The following is a 17,454-nucleotide window of genomic DNA, read 5'->3' on the forward strand; positions in this document are numbered from 1 at the left end:
CCCCCTTTCTTCTACACCGATTTCTCACCAACAGCCATGTATAGCTGTCTGAGAATAGAATGACCTTCCGTATTCAGCATGTTTCGCCATGCCACAGATAGCTTACCCAACGCCTTGCTAGATAAATAACCGTCACGCACCAACTGCACAGGAATGCCTACACCCTCCGACTTTAGAAACATTTCGTACCCGAGTAGCTCACTGTGAGCGCAAATCACTTCGAAATCTATATTTCCAAGTCCGCCTTGCTTGAGGACCGTCGGCAGTTCTCGACCGATTTTCGGGTTGCCGCCTTCCGCATAGCGTGCCGCACAATAGGCATCATACAGCTCTCGCAATTCTGGTACATGTGGGGTGGTCATAATGTGCATCTCGAAATCATTGTCGATAAATACCGCTTTGCCACCTGGTTTTAACAACCTCGCCACTTCACGAACCGCACCGACTGGGTCTGGTAAATGTTCCAATACGAGTCTAGTAATGGCAAAATCATAGGAATCGCTAGGTAAGCCAGTTTCCATAATCGATCCCGCGACAATCTCAAATTGATCCGACTGCTTTTGAGTTAAATAGTTTCTGGAATAATCAACGAGAAGCGGATCAAGCTCCAATCCCGTGACTCTGCAATTTGGAAACTCCTGCATGACCTTTTCCATTACGAATCCTGGTCCCGAGCCTAGCTCTATCACCGACATTCCATCTGTCAGACCAAACTCGATATAATGCTTCAGCTCTTTATCCCAAAACAACTCCACCTGCGATTTCAAACGTTCTATTTCTACCTCAACATTCGTAGCAATGTTTGCGATTTGATAAGAACCTTCCATGTTATTCCCTACCTCCGCCATTCAGATAAATAGATTCGCTCAAAAAAGTCAAAATGTGGCCAGCAACAGCTTCCCATTCAGGATCAAGCATCATATCATGACTGATATTTTGGAACAGAACGGGTTCGATTCCGTATGTTTTGCCAATTCGGCGCGTTGTTTTCTCAGAAATCATCCGATCCTGCTTGGAGCCGAGAACCAGTATCGGAGTTTTCGCACGGACGGTTTTTGGAACAATTTTTCCATTCATCTCGGTTCTTGCTTTCAGTGATTCAGGCTGCAAGAGCTTCACCCACTCATCCTTTTTTTCAATCGGCAGCTCCTTGGAAAAAAAGACATTGGCGAGCAGTGATGCATCTCTTTTCTCGTTATATGTAAATAATTGCATAGCTTCTTTAAAGTTTTTGAACATTAATCGGAATAAGTCACCCATTCCACCATGCGGAGGAATCGAGGCAACCAGAACGGTACCTGAGATTATATCTGGATGCTGGTGCAAGATCTTCTGCACAATTCCTCCACCCATAGAGTGTCCGACCAGCACTGGCTTGCTTTTTAGACGCCCGATCACTTCAAGAACATCATCCGTGTAATCCTGAAGTGTGTAGGAATGAAGATTTTCATAGCCGTCACTTTCACCATGTCCACGAAGACTCAGCGCATAGGAAGAAAAGCCTTTGTCAGCAAAATAAGGAAGGAAGTTTTTTTCCCAACACCATGCTCCGTGACATGCTCCATGGACAAAAAGAAGAGACGCTTCGCTAGAAACGCCCTCAGGATGGTATTCTACTAGTTCCAAATTCATTTTCGACGTTCCTTTCGTATTTGAGAGTCATTGCTTCTTTATTTGCTTGAACCTGTTAAGGCATGGATACGCTGATTCAAAAGGTTGGCAGTCTCCTTGATCATCATTTCACCAATTTGATCAACATGACGGTCTCTCCAATTTTCAACAGCCGTTCCCTTCACCCATTGATTAAAAGAACCTAACGCTGGACCGCAGTAAATCTGATAATCCACTTTATAGCTTTCGGCTCCGTCCAAAGCCCAGTCAAAACAACGGTTAAAATACCATTTGAAAAGCAACGCCATCTTGTATTTAGGCGTTCGTTCCGCTCTTTTCAGTTCCTGAGGCGGGCAAGTGGTTTTCATCTGCTCATATACCTCTTCAAAGCTACGTTTAAAATACTTTTCCTGGAGCTGCTTCTTGGTTTTTTCATCGATTTCATCGAGCGAGTTGTATTGACGATAGAGGTCGTGCAACTTGTTCGCTCTGGCTGGAAAGAATAAGCCTTTTTTCAACACCTGAATTTTGGCTCCCATTTCAAACATTTCACCCGCCGGAGCATACTCTGTGTCTTGAACATTGGCCAACTGCAACGAATCCTTCACAGACTCGCTGGTCGCGGCCTCCACTGTGCACTGGTTAATCGAGCCTGTAACAATATAATCTGCCCCAAGCATGAAAGCGACCGCTGCAGCCTCAGGAGTTCCAATCCCTCCCGCAGCCCCGATTCTGATTGGCTTCCGGTATCCATACTTGTGCATCATGTTATCTCGTAGTCTGATCATCGCTGGCATCAAAGCAGAAGCTACACCGTGATCGGTATTTCCGCCAGAATCGGCCTCTACCGTTAACTCGTCCGCCATCGGAACTTCTCGTAACAGACTCGCTTCTTCTGTCGTAAGCTTATGTTCTTGCACCAATTTTTCTATCAGATACTCAGGTGCCGGACTTAAAAAGGCTTCTGCAACCTCAGGCTGTGATACTTTGGCAAAAATTTTGTTTGCCGCCTCCACTTGCCCGTTCATCCCCCGCTTTAATCCCTTGGCCCGATAGATGATCAACGCAGGGGTAATCGCCATAAACGCCGATGCTTCCATCACCCTCACTTGATAAGCAAGATACAGGTCGACGGTTTTTTCTTCCATGGACGGGTCACTCGGATGATGCAACAAATTCATCCCATACGGCCCGCCATGCTGTAGTTCACGTTGAATCTGTTGGATGGCACGCTCGATTCTATCCAGCTGTAAGCCACCGCTTCCGAAAAAGCCCATCATTCCGGCTTTCCCCATTTTAATGACCAGCTTTTCCGATGAGATTCCCTTGTACATCGCTCCTGCCAGGTAGGGATATTTCAGTTTGTAGTCCTGTTTAAATTGCTGATTTCCCAGCGAAAAAGCGGTAATCCCTTTTGGCTGCTCCATGCTGTTCGATATCTCTTGCTCCATGTTTTCTTTCTCTGCTTCCTCTTCTATGATCAGGGGTTCTGCTTCATTTCGTATCGTAGTAACTAACTTGGTCAACACAGTACCAGGACCAACTTCTTCTATTTCATTTTCCCCCAAGGCCAGGAGATATCGAATGCTGTCATTCCATTTCACTGGGTGTGTAATTTGTTCCACCAAATTTCGTTTCACATCGCTCTGTTTATAGGGTCTTGCGTGAACATTTGAAATCACAGGGATGGTCATACTGGAAAAGGCAAACTGATTCAAATAGTCCTCAAAGCGTTGCTTCGCATCACTCATGTAACGGGAATGGAATGCTCCGCTCACCTTTAAGGGGATGTATACTTTTACACCCGCTTCCTGAAAAACAGGGTTGGCCCGCTCTATATCTTCTTTTCGACCTGCAATCACAAATTGGAAGGGAGAATTGTGATTGGCAATATCGATACTGGTCAAATTATTTTCATGTAACACGCGTTCTACTTGCTCCAAAGTAAACCCGATCACCGCCGCCATACCTCCACCGATGGCCAGACTCATCAACTCGCCTCTTTTTTTCACCAAGTGTAACCCTGTCTCAAAATCAAACACCCCTGATGCAAAAAGTGCGTTGTACTCACCCAAGCTGTGCCCCGCCACATAATCTGGTTTTTTCCCGGTTTCCTTTACCTTTTTCAGATAGCTAAGCGCATTTACCACGTACAAAGCAGGCTGAGTAAACTGGGTTTTACTTAACTGTTTGTCCGGATCATGCAGACAAAGCTCTTTGATGGAATAACCTAATATCTGATCAGCTTTGGCGGTTATTTCTGGAAACTCATCAAACAGAGAGCCCCCCATTCCTTTTATTTGGGAGCCCTGCCCTGGGAAAACATATGTGGTCATTTTTCTGTCTTCCTTTCTGTTTGTATGCAAACTTTTATTTGAAAATAGTTGCTTGATGCGCTCTACATTTTCACCATCCTTTTTAAAAGGAGTGATAATCGAGTAGCATTCTGATTGTGAATCTTGTCGCAGATTTCGCTTTGTAAAATTACTCAAATTTCCTGCTGGTCCCAAATCCAAATAGATGTAGCTTTGCTGTTTCTCCAGCTCTTGGACAGCTTTTGGAAGCTGCATTGGTTTTCTTACCACTTGCCAAAAGTAGTCAACTGGCAGTTCCTTCATGATTTCACCGTGAACACACGAGACAAAGGGAATCTGGGGAATTCCAAACGTTTTCTGTTTCAATACCTCCCGATAATGTGGTTCAGCCGGATCGATGTAAGCTGAGTGAAAAGCATACGATACGGGTAGTCGTTGACAAATGATCCCCTTGCCTTTTACATAATCCTCCATGCGTTGTAGCTGATGACTGCTCCCGGCAATGACAAAATGCGAATGAAAATTCACCGCCACCAACTCACTATTTCGATGCAATAAAGGGTCTTGGTCATACAAATCGGGATTGTGGAGAATCGCAAGCATACTCCCTTTCTGACAATACGTTTCGTAAAGGGTGGCTTGTTCAACCACGAGTTGTAGCAATTCTTCCACAGGCATGATCCCAGACACAGCCCCCGCCGCAAACTCCCCCAAACTGCTCCCCAGACAATAGTCAGGCTTAATTCCGCTTTCCATGAGAACTTGAGCCAGAGCGTATTCCACCATAAAAATGGCGGGATGCGTAAAAAGGGTGCGATCAAATATGTCGTCTCGACGCTTCGTGTCATCATATAACTGGGCAAGGACAGACTCCCCGATCAGGGAATGTACCTTTTCATCTAAACTAAGCATCCATTTGCGAAATACCGGATTCTGATCAAAAAGGTCTCTCCCCATCTGATAGTACTGAGACCCCTGTCCAGAAAACATAAACACAACAGGCTTTTCCATGTATGATGCACCCCTTGTTTTTAAAAACAGTTTTTTATAATAAAAACTCCCCACAGCCTGGTCAATTGACCGTTGTGGGGAATTCATAAGCGATTTGTCATAGAGTGTTCTATCTCCTGAAGTACATCTTTTACGACAGCAACACTCCACTCTGTCTTTTTCGGGTAGGTGATCGAACACACATAGTCACCAAGGATAAAGGATGCAGTACGGTATTGAGGAAAGTTTTCAAAAAGACTATAAACAACCCCATCCCTTGCCTCTACTTGGCTTATTTCATAGATATGAAAAGAAGTGGTTAAACCTGTTTTCAAAATTTTGGATAACGCTTCCTTGACTGTCCAGAAAAGAGTGAGAGTCGTTTCATAAGAATAAGGCAAGCATGAAAACAAGCTGCTCTCTTTCACAGTCATTTGCGTCTCCAGAACTTTATTTCTATCCACGCTAATTCTCTCCATATCAATCCCCATCGGCAGTTCTTCCGAAAAAGCAATGCCGGCTGCAAGATCGTCACAATGGGTGATACTCACCTGGACGTTGGTTGCATTCGGTAAGTTTACGACAGGTTGATGAAAAATGCCCTGTTCAATACATATTCGCTCTAAGCTTTCGTCTCCAACCAAAAACGAAACGGCTCTTTTGGCGACATATCTCCCTGTCAGGTAGCTTTTTACTCTCCGCTCATACTCCAGCTGAAAATAGTACTCGAATTCTTTTGGGTGCAAGAATTTTACTATTTTTAAAAAATCAGCGGGAACAGAAAAATAGCCCATGCACAAACTGGCACGATACTCTCTATCCTTACCTTTTATAACGAATTCTTTCGTAAAGATCTGTGGAAACACATGCAATTCAATCTCCGCCTTCCGTTCTCCTACTATGCCAAAGGGCAGAGCTTCCCCAGTTCGTGGGTAAATAAATATACACACTACTGTTTCAACGTATGTCCTCCCTACGTTCCTTTAACGTGCCGAAACATCGATTAAATTCCCTAAGGGATTTTCCTTTCGATAAAAAACTTATACAGCTAATTCTTTATATTTATGCAGAAAGTTCCAACAACCACGTTTATTGCATAACGCGAAAAAATTGGATATATTTAGTATAATACCACAAAATTTAGGATTTTATCTACTCAATCATTCCTATTTTTGTGGAAGCAGTAAGCGCTCAAGATACTTGCGAATCTACTTCATAATGAAAGGATTACTCACCTTGAAATGGTATGCCATCTTTGTAGAATCTGGTAAAGAAGAAGTCGTTCAAAAGTACCTCAAACTCTATTTTAATGAGCAGTCTTTAAAGTCCGTTGTGCCGAAGAGATTGGTTCCTGAGAAAAAGTCAGGCATTGCGAATAGTGTCATGAAGAATATTTTTCCTGGATATGTACTTATTAAGACTGAAATGACTAACGAAATGTTCCACAAAATCAAAAAAATTCCTAGAAGTTTGCGTTTGGTCAATAACGGTAGTTACTATTCGCAAGATGAGGGTACTTATTATTCGAGCATTGATGAAAAAGAAATCACCCCGATCCTCCAACTCATGGGAAACGGTGAAGTTGTCGATTATTCAAAGGTTTATCTAGAAAATTCAAAGGTGATCGTAGAATCTGGTCCCCTTAAAGGACTGGAAGGTCTTATCAAAAAAGTGGATAAGCACAAAAACAGGGCTAAAATATTTTTAACCTTTATGGGAGTAGAGAAAACAATTGATGTGGGAATTGAAATCCTCTCAAAACCTTTGTAAAGGGGGAGCGTTGCGTACGCCTCCCCTTTTTATTTTCTTCATACAAGCACGCATTCCATCGTAAAAACATAGGCTCATGGTAAGTATCATTCGAGTAGGACTGCCCTGCTTTCATTTGGGAGAGACAGACAAGAGTTCCGATGTACGACTTTTCAAAAGTGTTAGATCCTTATTCTTGTTTGGAAAGGAAATTGTCTACATGGTTTTCTCGGACGAAGACAACATGTTTACTAGTCAGGCTGCCATTTTCCTAGCAGCCATGAGCTATCAGACTTATCCATTATATTTTGAAGGGAAGCTTACCTTACCCAAAGGTTTTCAGCTTCGATACACGATTCAGGCTTTTGCAGATGTAGAGAATCCAACAGAACATGTATATGGTTTTGTGGCAGAATCTAAAGATGAAATCATCATTGCCTTCAGAGGGTACGCAGCATATCCGGCAGACCTTTTGGCGGCCTATGACATCCTACAAGTTCCCTATCCTTTTGTTACAGATGCAGGGAAAACCTCACGTGGATTTACCTGCCTGTATCAATCAACACGGGATCAGTTCATCAGAAAAATCAATCAGTTTCCCGCATCAAAAAAGCTGTTTATTACTGGCCACAACTACGGCGGCGCGCTAGCTGTACTAGCAGCTTTAGATATTGCGGTAAACACAAAGATTAGGCAACCAATCGTTTACACCTATGGTAGTCCACGTATTGGTGACCCCCAGTTCGCCTCACGCTTCAATCAAGTCGTTGTCAATAGTCTACGCATTGTAAATGTCCACGACTCTTTTCCTACATTCCCCGATCAAAAGTATCCGCCTCCTTTTACCCAGGAAGGTATCTATTATCAACATGTAAAAAACAAGTTTCCTCTCTCGTTTCAACTGAATAATACGCCTCGCAACGATAGTATCGCCTGCTATTTTCATAACCTCACTCAGCTTGACCCTGATTATGCCCAAACGCTCTGTGTGGAAAATCCGGGGTTTTGTCCCAATACCGATACGTGTATTCCGTTTTTAGGCAAATGCTAGCTTTTTTACAGCCTTGAAACTCAGAAAGGGAGACACATGAATGATCGATCGTATTTATAACAGCAAAGATGCGATTTTACTTGCGGCTATGATCCATCAGGCCTATCAGCTATTTGAAACAGATTCACTTGTCTTGCCAAAAGGGTATCGTCAGCTCTCGACTATTCGAGCATGGGCTGGTGTTGAGACTCCGGAGCCAGAGGTGTTTGGTTTTGTAGCCGAGTCATCCGACAGTATCGTTGTAACTTTTCGAGGAACACGCACGTTTAACGACAATGAGACTGATCAAGATTTGTATCAAGTCCCCTATCGTTTCGTCAGAAAAGCAGGAAAAACCCACCGTGGGTTTACTTGTATGTATCAATCCGCGAGAGATGAATTGATTCGGGAGCTGAGCAAGCTCTCCAGATCAAAAAAACTATTTGTTGCAGGGCACAGTTTAGGGGGAGGGTTGGCCGCCCTAGCTGGTTTGGATATTGCGGTGAATACGAAATTTGCGCATCCTTTTGTGTATACGTATGGGAGTCCTCGCGTCGGAGATCCTGTCTTTGCTTCGCGGTTTAATGAGACAGTAAAGAACAGTGTTCGGATCGTAAATGTTCATGATATTATTCCAACTTTACCGTCCAAGGCGTACCCACCTCCGTTTACGAAGAAAGGATTGTACTACCAGCATGTGGATCGGAAGTATTTGTTGGATTTTCAGTTGAATAGTGTAGCTGTAAGGAATCATGAAATTGTTTGTTATTTTAAGTTTCTGGCGCAGGAGGAGCCTGGGTTTACGGAGAGGTTGTGTGCCGAGAATGAGGGGTTTTGTCCGGATACAGGGATGTGTGTGCCTTTTTTAGGGGGATGTTGATTCAATGGAATCACTCTCTTTTTTTATGCCCTCTTTATCACGCCGTGAGAGGTAATCTACAAAAAAACTTATTGATAACCATTTTCAATGATATTATAATGGTTATAATTTCCAAATATTTACTTTCGCTCATGGATGAGCAAAAAAGGAGGCATTACGATTATGAAAAAAGCCATTTTAGCAGGAGCATTAGGGATTGCAGTACTTTCAGGTGCAAATTTGCCAGGATTGGAAGTCTCAAAAGTTAACGCAGCAGCAACGGCTTTAGACATTCAAGAGGTTACGAAATACTATTCTCTGAGTTCATACGAAGTGACCCAAAAAGAATCTTTTCCGCTTAAAAAGGGTGAAGAGCTTACGATTTTTGTAAACAATTCAGGATTCCCGATTTCTTATACAGTCTTTGATGCAGATAATCAAGCGATTGGTACATACCAAGCTAATTCACCATACGGACGTGTATTCCAAGCGCAAAAAAACGGCAATATCTCTGTACAATTTCAAGCCGGAGCGAATTCTTCCTATATGAAGAAAATGAATTTTACAGCTAAATTCGCTCTTTCCAAGTTTTAATAAGCGTATGTAAAACAGTAAGGGGCTGTCTCAAAAGTCGATTTCTCGCCAAAGAGACAGCCCGCTTGGATTCATTAACAATTCGAAAATCAGCGTTGTTGACGTCAATAAACCAGGTGCAAAAAAAGACCCCCCTTGTCTACAGAGGGGTTGAGATTATTAGTAACGATGTGAAAGAAGCAGTCGATAAGTACAATACATTCAAACACGGATGTTCTGTTTATAGAGTTATGATTTACAATGGGGCAATGGGGCAACCAGTTTTCCCCGTTCGATGTTAAGTCGAGTGAGAAATGGTCTGTGTCGTTCATTGCTCCTTATTTCTTTAATTCCTCTGGAATTTCAGGTTTCCCCACGAATCCAAAGGATGCTGTAGTTACCGCCAGTACCGCAACAAATGAAGCAACTGCTGAAACATGTTTCGCTACGAACATCATCGCTTTATTTTTCATCTTTTCCACCTCCTTTCAGTGGAATTAGCGTCAGTGATTGCACAAAGAAGGTCTTAACCAGTGTTTCGCTGTCTATGAAAAATAATGAACTGACGATGATAATGGAGATGGTCTTGAGGAGCAAAGTCTGATTCTGTTTGAATAGTCGTGATTGCAATTCCATTTCTTGCGGTGCAAAAAGTGCTACTAGGACTAATGTGATAATAATAATCGGGGTGACAAAATCATTAGGTAGGGTAATGAGAGGGATTAATACAGCTCCCACTATACTTGTCATGGTGCAGTAGACAGACGATGAATAGTGAAATCCTCCTGAAAATTGGCGTAGTACTAAAAATCCAGCCAATGTGATTAATGTTCCTTGAAATGTCCCTATCATTAGTGAAATGGTAAGGCTACTCGTAATGATGAGAAGCATGTTGATGATAAGGATTAACCCAAATTTCATTGTAGGCACTGACTTCGTTTCATGTGGATTGATCGACTTTAGTTGGATTGCTATTCTTTCAGCAAGAGTTTCAATCATATTCCCCATCCCTTTTTATAGCCAGCCATGCCAGTATCGTGATTCCGATTGCCATCCCAAAGAAGATCCAGACTATGGAAGCAATTCCATATGTACTTGCTAATTTAAACAAGACCGTTATCAATACACCTGTTACAACAATCAGTGACAAAATAACCATGTTGATTCTATGGTAAATAAAGAAAGGCGCTCCGTCTCTGACAAATGTAAATTGCAGTCCAAATTTTCGAAGCCCATAGCATAATGCAAAGGTAAATAATGCGGAGATTGTCTGGAATATGAAACCTGTGTTGATGGTTCGATCCCGTAACGATTCGATTGTCTCTAGGGCTCCTATGACGGTCAGGAAGAACACTTCCACCATCTGAATCCCCAAGTATATTCCTGCTGTTATCATGGTCATTAAGGCAGCATGTCCCCAATTCACGTTCCATACCAGGATTAATGCTCCAAAGATGATGACGACTTGGGCTATGGTTGCATAGTCTCCATATGGCGTAAATTGTCGTAGCCCAAACGAGAATAGCATTAATACCAGACTCACAAAGAGAATCCTGTTGATATGCACCAAAAAACCAAACCTAAATAACGTAGTCATAAGAGCAAATATTGCGAGGTATTCCAATGTTGAAAATAGGACAAACAGCATGTAACTTTTTCACCTCAATTACTTATTGAGGGTTATATTCTACTAGAAACGACAGATTCCTGCTTGAATTTACCAGTTTTGACATTTTAGAGCGTTCAAGCGTCACTGAGAACGGGAGTATATTTTTGAAGAAAAGAAAGCTTGAGGTACAAGTTATCAAGATAATAGCCTTGGCCTTTGTACGATATTAGAGATACTTCAATTCCCCCGAAATCTGAAGAGAACGTACAAACCAGTCATAAAGAGCGTAGACGCTCCAAAAATACGTTTCCATGACATAAGACATACTCATGCTACGCTTCTTCTTATTCAAGGTGCCAATCCTAAAGTGGTAAGTGAAAGATTAGGATATGCAATATCCGATTGGCTCAACGCTCTTACTCCTTCCAAATTCGTGTACCCAAAACAAAAACCGCCCGGTTATTTACCTGGGCGGTTTATTCATCGTGCTTAGCATTAATATAGTGCGTTTTTAGATTAACTTTCAAAAAACGTCAAAATTTTTGACAAAGTAGATAACACTCCCCGAAGGACTGTTACCATCATAAGCTATAACAAACTTATCATGTGCCAGAGCCACTGTGTAAAGGACTATCAGATAGAGACTTTAGATTAGGTTTATTTGGATATCGCGGAGTTTAAAAGTATTTTAGCCAAACTGCTTGTGTAAGAGAACAACCCGCCAAGATGTTAAGCCTGGCGGGTTGTTTGCTATTGTATTTATTACAAGTCTGTTAAAATTAATTCAATGGTGCCCGTGTTTAGTTTTGCTTGAGAATCAAGATTTCTGTAGTAATTAACATAATGGTTATGCTTAAAAACTATCCCTGCGTCGTTATTTGTTACACGAACACCTGGTTCATATACAAAGTTATTTTTTGCTGTCCTCGTTCCTAACTTAAAATCGACAATCCACTTAGTATAATTATCGGATAAGCTTGATTCATCCTTAATATTTGCTGATTTAGTGTTGAAAGTCCAACTCACAGAAGGAACTAAACCTGATAATCCAACAGAAGCAGATGAGTCAGTGTCAGTTGTATATGGCCCATATGAACGAATTGTCTGTTCGTCAGCATCACTACCAGTATGTCTGTATCTCATTGCTAATTCTCGAGTTTGATAATTATTTCTTGGTTCTGTTTGATTGAAAAACTTAACATCCCAAACAGAGACTTTCTCTCCCTTTAATGTTGACGTACCTTTTCTTATATAGTCTACGTTGCTGGTATAAACACCCGCGATCTCATTTCGATTATCATCTCTCACTCTATACGTGTAGGAATCGGAATATGTATCATCATCAGAACTCGCAGAAGCTTTTAATGATATAATATTCCTTGCACCTTCATTTTCAGCAAGTTCAACTTTTTGTTCAATTTCTTCACGAATTTCTTCTAAAGGGACTTCATCTAGTTGATCAAAGATGTAATCAACGTGTCTAGTGCCATCTTGTTTATAGACACCTACACCCATCAGTTTTGGTGCAACTCCTTCGTCTTCAGACGAGCGATTTATTTTGAGTTCAGTCTTTACATATTCCTTTATATCTTTGGGATCTATTTCTCCACCTTCATTATGGATGAAGTAATAAGTTTCTTCGCTATCATTATTATTCAACGCTTTTAACGATCGCGAGGAACGAGAGTCATCTAATGCGATCTCAACTATTTCTAGTTTTTTCAAGCGTTCTTTTGCCAATACATTGTCACTTATCCCAGGAGTTAACACTAATGTTGTAGCAAAGCAGACACACAAAAAAGATGCTAACTTCTTCATATAATTCCCATTTTTTCCATTTTTCTTTCCGTGTTATTATATACGTGAAATTCTAAAAAAGGAAGATGAATAATAATGTTCAAATTATTGGAAATATTTATAATCGTTGTTTTAGGACTCTTTACTGGATTATTCTTTGGAGGAGGTAGCAACATAATACTAGGCGGTATATTTTGGGTTTTAATATTTATTTTACTAAAGCTATATGACAAGTAATTAAAACAGCCCTCCCCCGGAATATTCCGAAGGAGGGCTGTGCCACTATTTAGAAATGCCTACTGCATCACGCAATGCATTCGCCGCATAATGACCCGTATCTCGATCATAGTATGGTGATCCGGACTGTGTTCGAACCAGCTCCCCCTGTCAAAAAGACCGGGTCATCGTTTTTAAAGCTAATTGATCTGTAAAACCCTTGAAAATCAAGTGTTTTTCTCGTTCGCATCTGAGTGAATCTTTGACGATTCAAGTCAGTTTTGTCCCCATTCGTCCCCACTATCCTACATGGTCCAGAAATCAGCCTGTTTCGCATTTTTGTTTACCCTCGCTAAGTGCATTTAGTATTCGTTGAGCAGTTTTCATAGTCGCTAGATATTCATTATCTGATGCTAGACGCGAATCAATAGTATTGTTTACCCCCGATTCTTTGCTCAACCACTGTTGCGTAAATCCTCTCTGATCTAGCCACTTTCGTAACTTCAATCTTTTCTTTCTTAATCCAAACACGAATACCACAGGATGGGCAAGGATTCAGAAGATTAAACTTGTCTGCGAATAAAAATTCGAGTATTGGACAATCCTTTCTGCATTTACTCATCATACACACGAAGTAAAGGAGAAGAAACGCTTGGACGCAGAAAAGTACACCTTGCAATTGGAAATAAACGGTATACTAATCCTACTCAATCGAATAGGCTTAAAAGGACGTTTAGCTAACCTCGCGGAAGGGAAGTGATGCCTGTGGAGGTTAGGAATACTTTGACGCTTATGATTGGTTTCGGCATGTTGATTATCGCATTGCTGGGGCTGGGTGAATCTATCGTCACTGCCATCTACCAAAATAAACGTAAATAAACCTCCCTCCCAGGAAAGGTAAGAAGATGAGCGTTTGCCCGAAAACTCACTGTTCAACACTTTTACATCTATTTTGAAGCTAAATCCTAGGAGGAGTTTGAAATGAAAAAAGTCACAAATGCAATAATCGTTGCAACAGTATTATCAGTAGGTTTTTTACCGGGGTTGCAAAAGGAAATGTCTGTAGCCGCTGCGGTAAAAAATCCAAGTCCAACTGTAGAACAAAAGAATCCATACTTTGTCGCTGGCATTGATGATGCGAAGGCATTTGAGTCATATTTTACTAGTCTGCAAAAAGAGATAAAAGCTGGAGACAAAAATAGTGTGGCGAATCGTTTCGAATTCCCGTTGACTGTAAGTAGCGAAAAGAACGGTGAAGACATAGAAATAATAATTAAAACCAAGCAAGAATTTATCCAAAAATATGATCAAATTCTAACCAAAAACGTCAAGGATGCTTTTTTAAACCAAAAAGTGAATGAGCTTTTTGTGAAATATAGCGGGGTAATGGTTGGAACAGGTGAGGCTTGGATTGCACCAAAAAATACACAAGAAAATACGAAAGAGCAGTACTCTGTGTATGCCATTAACGACAAGATGATCGGCGTGAAAGTCGATCAGGATGCTACAAATCCAATGAATAAAGATGCGTTTACTTTTTACGTAGACAAATTCTCAAAAGGTTACACACTTGAGAAGATGGAATGGAAATCAAATGAGAAAACGATTGTGAATACAGTTGAACAAGCGGTGGAAAACGCTTTTTCTGAGAGTACAAAACCTAAATTTACAATCGGTGGCTCCTTGCAGATACTCAGTTTTAATTATGATGCTCAAAAGATGAAGGGTCAGAAGGGTGTCCTAACGCTCACTTTTAAAAACGAAGCAAATCAAGAATTGGTATGGAAAAAGGAAATTGTACTAAAGTAACAGTTGAGTATTTGAGACTCCCAGCTCTAAAACCTTGGCAATCAGTGGGATTCTTAAGTAGTATTCGGAAGATAACCTTTCTGTTAATCCTTCTCTAATTACCCCTTTATAAATTCTATGCTTCTTCATGCTCATCAATCTACTTCTTGTTGATTTTAGTGATAGGTAAAACATCTATGATATTCTCTAGACAGGCAGATGAATATGTAAAAAGAAGACTATCCCAAACTCAGGAAAATGACTGAGGGATAGTCTTCTTTTGCCTTTCATAGGTTCATTCACTCCTGATATAAGTGCATTTTCCTGTATTTTACCATTTGTAGTTTGTAAGACTGAATTAAATGTCACTTTCATTTGGATTTATTCCAATACCCATCCACTGCTATTGCTACAGTCCTGAAATATTGATCTCTCAAATAGGATTCCTGCTCCTCTTTATCATGGGATAAAAACCATTCTTGCTGCATATCCTCATCTCTAAAAACATTTGGTCGCCAAAATGCCAGCCCCAATTCATGAAAGGTATAGCTATATCCTAACTCCCAATCATTTCTATCATATGGAGAAATTTTATCAATTCGTTCAACTAAATCCTCTGCTTTTGTCTCAAACACATTAATATCCATAAGCAAACAGGTTATATCATGATCACCCTTAAAAGAAGACAGTTCTATGAATATAACTCTATCTTCCGAATCGTACTCTACCTTGAAATCCCCAACGGACTGCACCGCCGTTGAATCTTTCCTTGGATTGAAGAGTCTCACACCCTTTGCTTCGGCGTACTTTCTTACTTCCTCTCTAGTCATTCCTAACGTTATCTGCCCAATTCCTTTTCGTGGCTCAACTATGATCGTTTCCATGAGCATCCTCCCTTTTTATTTCTTAATATAGCATTAAATATCGATTGCAATATTAAATGGTTCTAGTACAAACTCGGGTTTGTAATTTCTAAATTGCCACTTCATTAGTTCAATAACAACTTGTAAATTAACAGGTACTAGCAATTTATATAATCCTTTTTTAGCTCTTTTATTGACATCTCTTTCAATCATTAATGTTAAGAAATATCGTGGTATGCAGATTACTCAAAAAGAGATGTCAAAGATGCTGCTGAAGTTGAATGAAGTAGGATTCAATGAACGTGAGCTTGAGATACTAGAGGATTGTAAAGCAAACAAAATAGAGAGCATTTTGGTTCGTAAGGTTGAACAAAAAAACCATTGCATATGAAAGTAACAAGTAAAACGATGAGTTAGTTATGAAATAGATCTCACTAACTGAGTGAATAATTGAAACTAAATTACAGAAAATATATTGATATTCGGAAATGTCAGTATGATTGTTTGGTAGATTTAAAAATCGTAGATTGACCTTCACCTAAAATATACCTATTATTGTATTTTATAACAGAAATGTCTTTCAAAATTCAGCAAACCTTAAGAATAAAGGGTTAGATATAGTTTCTGTCAATGTTGACTTGCCAACTCAAAAAATTAACATTGGAGTAAAGGAAAAGACATCAGAAAAAAAGGCTGCAAAGCTTCTTATGGCAAAAATAGATGAAAAGGCTGCATTGGCTGAAATAGGTTTTGATGCTGACATTTTCATTATCAAGAAAGAAGAACCACGCAAGGCTCAGGCTCAGCCAAGCGACAAATTTAGACCAATTCAAGCTGGCTTAAGAATAAAAAATACTACAGAAGACAGAAGTTGCACTTCTGCGTTTTCAGTACAAAAGGATAACGATTTTTATGTTTTAACTGCTGGACACTGCACGGAAAATGTTGGGGATATATTTGAGCAAGGAGGAACAAGGTTTGGTAAAACTGCAGATGTTAATTTCGGTGGTAGTGTTGATGCAGCACTCATCGAACTAACAAAGGGATCTGATGATGCTACTTACTATGTTTTTGGAAATTATAAATCAGAATACAATACTATTACAGAGGTTCAGAGAACAAGGGATGAAACCATTGGAGATACTGTTTGCATTTCAGGAAGTCAAATGAAAAGAGTGAAGTGTGGAACGCTGAAATCAACTAATTGGAGGGGGAATATAGAAAGCCCCAATGGAGAGACACAATACTTTACTAACATGAGACAAGCTAGTTATTCAGAAGTACAAGGGGATAGCGGAGGGCCTATATTTTATGGTGGAACAGCAATAGGAGTTCATAGCGCGGATACTGGAGTTTTCACACATATCAGCGAAATAGAAGATTATTTTAACATTGATTCAATTTTTACTGGTAACTAGTTGAAATAAAGTTCCCCATGAGAGAAGGTTTTCTCATGGGGAACAAGAAAGGAAATGACACAATGAAAAAGGCTTTGATATTAATCATTGCAGCATTGCTCATAACTGGATGTGCCACTAATCACAAGAAGGTTGAAAAGCAAGCATTAACAGGATACGTAACTGAAAAAGATTATGAAAAAAAAGGTCTCTTAGTTATAGAAAATGATGAAACCAAGACGAGCGATGAGAATTTCTATGCAGCAGAGTGGTATTTCCCAAAAGAAGAAGCCGTATTCCTCGATAGCAAGGGGAATAGCATCTCGTATGATGAAATCGAAGTTGGTCACACAGTATCTACATGGTCAACAACACCATCAGCACAGTCTTATCCCAGTGGCGCAGAACTCAGTAAACTTGTAATTAAAGAAGAAAGTAAAAATCCTATTGATCAAATGGATGAAAAAAGTGCGGTTCAACACGCAATCAATTACTTAAAGAACACACATAACGATGGAATCATTATTAAAAGTGCAAGTGGACAGAAAGATCATTGGCTGATAAAAGCAACCGACTATGATCATAAAACAGATACTACTCTAAAAATCAATGCACAAACAGGAGAAGTAAAAGAGATTTAAAATTTGTACCCTGCTG

At 40.3% G+C, this 17,454-nt stretch carries 17 protein-coding genes and 1 pseudogene; 9 read left to right on the forward strand and 9 right to left on the reverse strand.

From position 1 onward, the window contains the following. Window positions 1-11: 11 nt before the first annotated feature. The 4 genes from HPY27_RS04400 to HPY27_RS04415 form a co-directional block, all read right to left on the reverse strand. Window positions 12-827, reverse strand: coding sequence for a class I SAM-dependent methyltransferase (locus HPY27_RS04400; protein ID WP_174224420.1), 816 nt, complete (start codon window positions 825-827; stop codon window positions 12-14). A gap of 1 nt (window position 828) precedes the next feature. Next, window positions 829-1,632 carry an alpha/beta hydrolase gene (locus tag HPY27_RS04405; RefSeq protein ID WP_173622270.1) on the reverse strand — a complete coding sequence of 268 codons (804 nt, stop codon included), beginning with the start codon at window positions 1,630-1,632 and terminating at the stop codon, window positions 829-831. A 38-nt stretch (window positions 1,633-1,670) separates the two neighbouring features. Beyond that, window positions 1,671-4,937 carry an ACP S-malonyltransferase gene (gene fabD, locus HPY27_RS04410; protein WP_174224421.1) on the reverse strand — a complete coding sequence of 1,089 codons (3,267 nt, stop codon included), beginning with the start codon at window positions 4,935-4,937 and terminating at the stop codon, window positions 1,671-1,673. A gap of 83 nt (window positions 4,938-5,020) precedes the next feature. Beyond that, window positions 5,021-5,782, reverse strand: a complete 762-nt coding sequence (locus tag HPY27_RS04415; RefSeq protein WP_371736720.1) for a 4'-phosphopantetheinyl transferase superfamily protein — start codon at window positions 5,780-5,782, stop codon at window positions 5,021-5,023. A gap of 370 nt (window positions 5,783-6,152) precedes the next feature. Here HPY27_RS04415 and loaP point away from each other — a divergent pair, with 370 nt between their 5' ends. The 4 genes from loaP (at window position 6,153) to HPY27_RS04435 (ending at window position 9,148) form a co-directional block, all read left to right on the forward strand. After that, window positions 6,153-6,686: an antiterminator LoaP gene (loaP, locus tag HPY27_RS04420; protein ID WP_017250289.1), complete on the forward strand. Its 534-nt coding sequence runs from the start codon at window positions 6,153-6,155 to the stop codon at window positions 6,684-6,686. A 199-nt stretch (window positions 6,687-6,885) separates the two neighbouring features. Then, window positions 6,886-7,716 carry a lipase family protein gene (locus HPY27_RS04425; RefSeq protein ID WP_174224423.1) on the forward strand — a complete coding sequence of 277 codons (831 nt, stop codon included), beginning with the start codon at window positions 6,886-6,888 and terminating at the stop codon, window positions 7,714-7,716. 40 nt (window positions 7,717-7,756) lie between these two features. Further along, window positions 7,757-8,575 carry a lipase family protein gene (locus tag HPY27_RS04430; RefSeq protein WP_173622273.1) on the forward strand — a complete coding sequence of 273 codons (819 nt, stop codon included), beginning with the start codon at window positions 7,757-7,759 and terminating at the stop codon, window positions 8,573-8,575. A gap of 162 nt (window positions 8,576-8,737) precedes the next feature. After that, window positions 8,738-9,148, forward strand: a complete 411-nt coding sequence (locus HPY27_RS04435; RefSeq protein ID WP_174224424.1) for a hypothetical protein — start codon at window positions 8,738-8,740, stop codon at window positions 9,146-9,148. Between the two features lie 317 nt (window positions 9,149-9,465). On the opposite strand, the gene HPY27_RS04440 is transcribed toward HPY27_RS04435, so the two are convergent. The 3 genes from HPY27_RS04440 to HPY27_RS04450 are packed head-to-tail and all read right to left on the reverse strand — an operon-like array spanning window position 9,466 to window position 10,670. Continuing rightward, the gene (locus HPY27_RS04440; RefSeq protein ID WP_017250293.1) at window positions 9,466-9,600 is read right to left on the reverse strand and encodes a cyclic lactone autoinducer peptide; all 135 of its coding nucleotides are present in this window, start codon (window positions 9,598-9,600) and stop codon (window positions 9,466-9,468) included. Then, window positions 9,590-10,126 (reverse strand): accessory gene regulator ArgB-like protein, encoded by a 537-nt coding sequence (locus HPY27_RS04445; protein ID WP_017250294.1) that lies wholly within the window; start codon window positions 10,124-10,126, stop codon window positions 9,590-9,592. Before HPY27_RS04445 ends, HPY27_RS04440 begins: the two co-directional genes overlap by 11 nt. Continuing rightward, complete coding sequence (locus HPY27_RS04450; RefSeq protein WP_238144487.1) at window positions 10,119-10,670, reverse strand: hypothetical protein; 552 nt, start codon at window positions 10,668-10,670, stop codon at window positions 10,119-10,121. Before HPY27_RS04450 ends, HPY27_RS04445 begins: the two co-directional genes overlap by 8 nt. Window positions 10,671-11,022: 352 nt before the next feature. On the opposite strand from HPY27_RS04450, the pseudogene HPY27_RS30715 reads away from it, so the two are divergent. Next, window positions 11,023-11,130, forward strand: a pseudogene (locus HPY27_RS30715) (tyrosine-type recombinase/integrase); the annotation flags it as partial. 368 nt (window positions 11,131-11,498) lie between these two features. Here the strand turns inward: HPY27_RS30715 and HPY27_RS04455 are convergent. Then, window positions 11,499-12,554, reverse strand: coding sequence for a hypothetical protein (locus HPY27_RS04455; RefSeq protein WP_174224425.1), 1,056 nt, complete (start codon window positions 12,552-12,554; stop codon window positions 11,499-11,501). 954 nt (window positions 12,555-13,508) lie between these two features. Between HPY27_RS04455 and HPY27_RS30020 the strand changes: the two genes are divergently transcribed. Together HPY27_RS30020 and HPY27_RS04460 are read left to right on the forward strand one after the other, a co-directional pair. Continuing rightward, window positions 13,509-13,628: a putative holin-like toxin gene (locus HPY27_RS30020; protein ID WP_254612807.1), complete on the forward strand. Its 120-nt coding sequence runs from the start codon at window positions 13,509-13,511 to the stop codon at window positions 13,626-13,628. A 102-nt stretch (window positions 13,629-13,730) separates the two neighbouring features. Continuing rightward, window positions 13,731-14,558 carry a hypothetical protein gene (locus HPY27_RS04460; protein ID WP_173622275.1) on the forward strand — a complete coding sequence of 276 codons (828 nt, stop codon included), beginning with the start codon at window positions 13,731-13,733 and terminating at the stop codon, window positions 14,556-14,558. Between the two features lie 350 nt (window positions 14,559-14,908). Here the strand turns inward: HPY27_RS04460 and HPY27_RS04465 are convergent, their stop codons facing one another. Further along, on the reverse strand, window positions 14,909-15,421 hold the full coding sequence (locus HPY27_RS04465) for a hypothetical protein (RefSeq protein WP_017250301.1): 513 nt from the start codon (window positions 15,419-15,421) through the stop codon (window positions 14,909-14,911). A 617-nt stretch (window positions 15,422-16,038) separates the two neighbouring features. Here HPY27_RS04465 and HPY27_RS04470 point away from each other — a divergent pair. Further along, window positions 16,039-16,818, forward strand: a complete 780-nt coding sequence (locus tag HPY27_RS04470; protein ID WP_173622276.1) for a S1 family peptidase — start codon at window positions 16,039-16,041, stop codon at window positions 16,816-16,818. 35 nt (window positions 16,819-16,853) lie between these two features. After that, a complete protein-coding gene (locus HPY27_RS04475) occupies window positions 16,854-17,438 on the forward strand; it encodes a DUF3221 domain-containing protein (protein WP_017250304.1) in 585 nt (194 codons plus the stop codon). The last annotated feature ends 16 nt before the right edge of the window (window positions 17,439-17,454 follow it).

Source organism: Brevibacillus sp. HB1.1 (genome assembly GCF_013332445.1).
GTDB lineage: Bacteria > Bacillota > Bacilli > Brevibacillales > Brevibacillaceae > Brevibacillus > Brevibacillus porteri.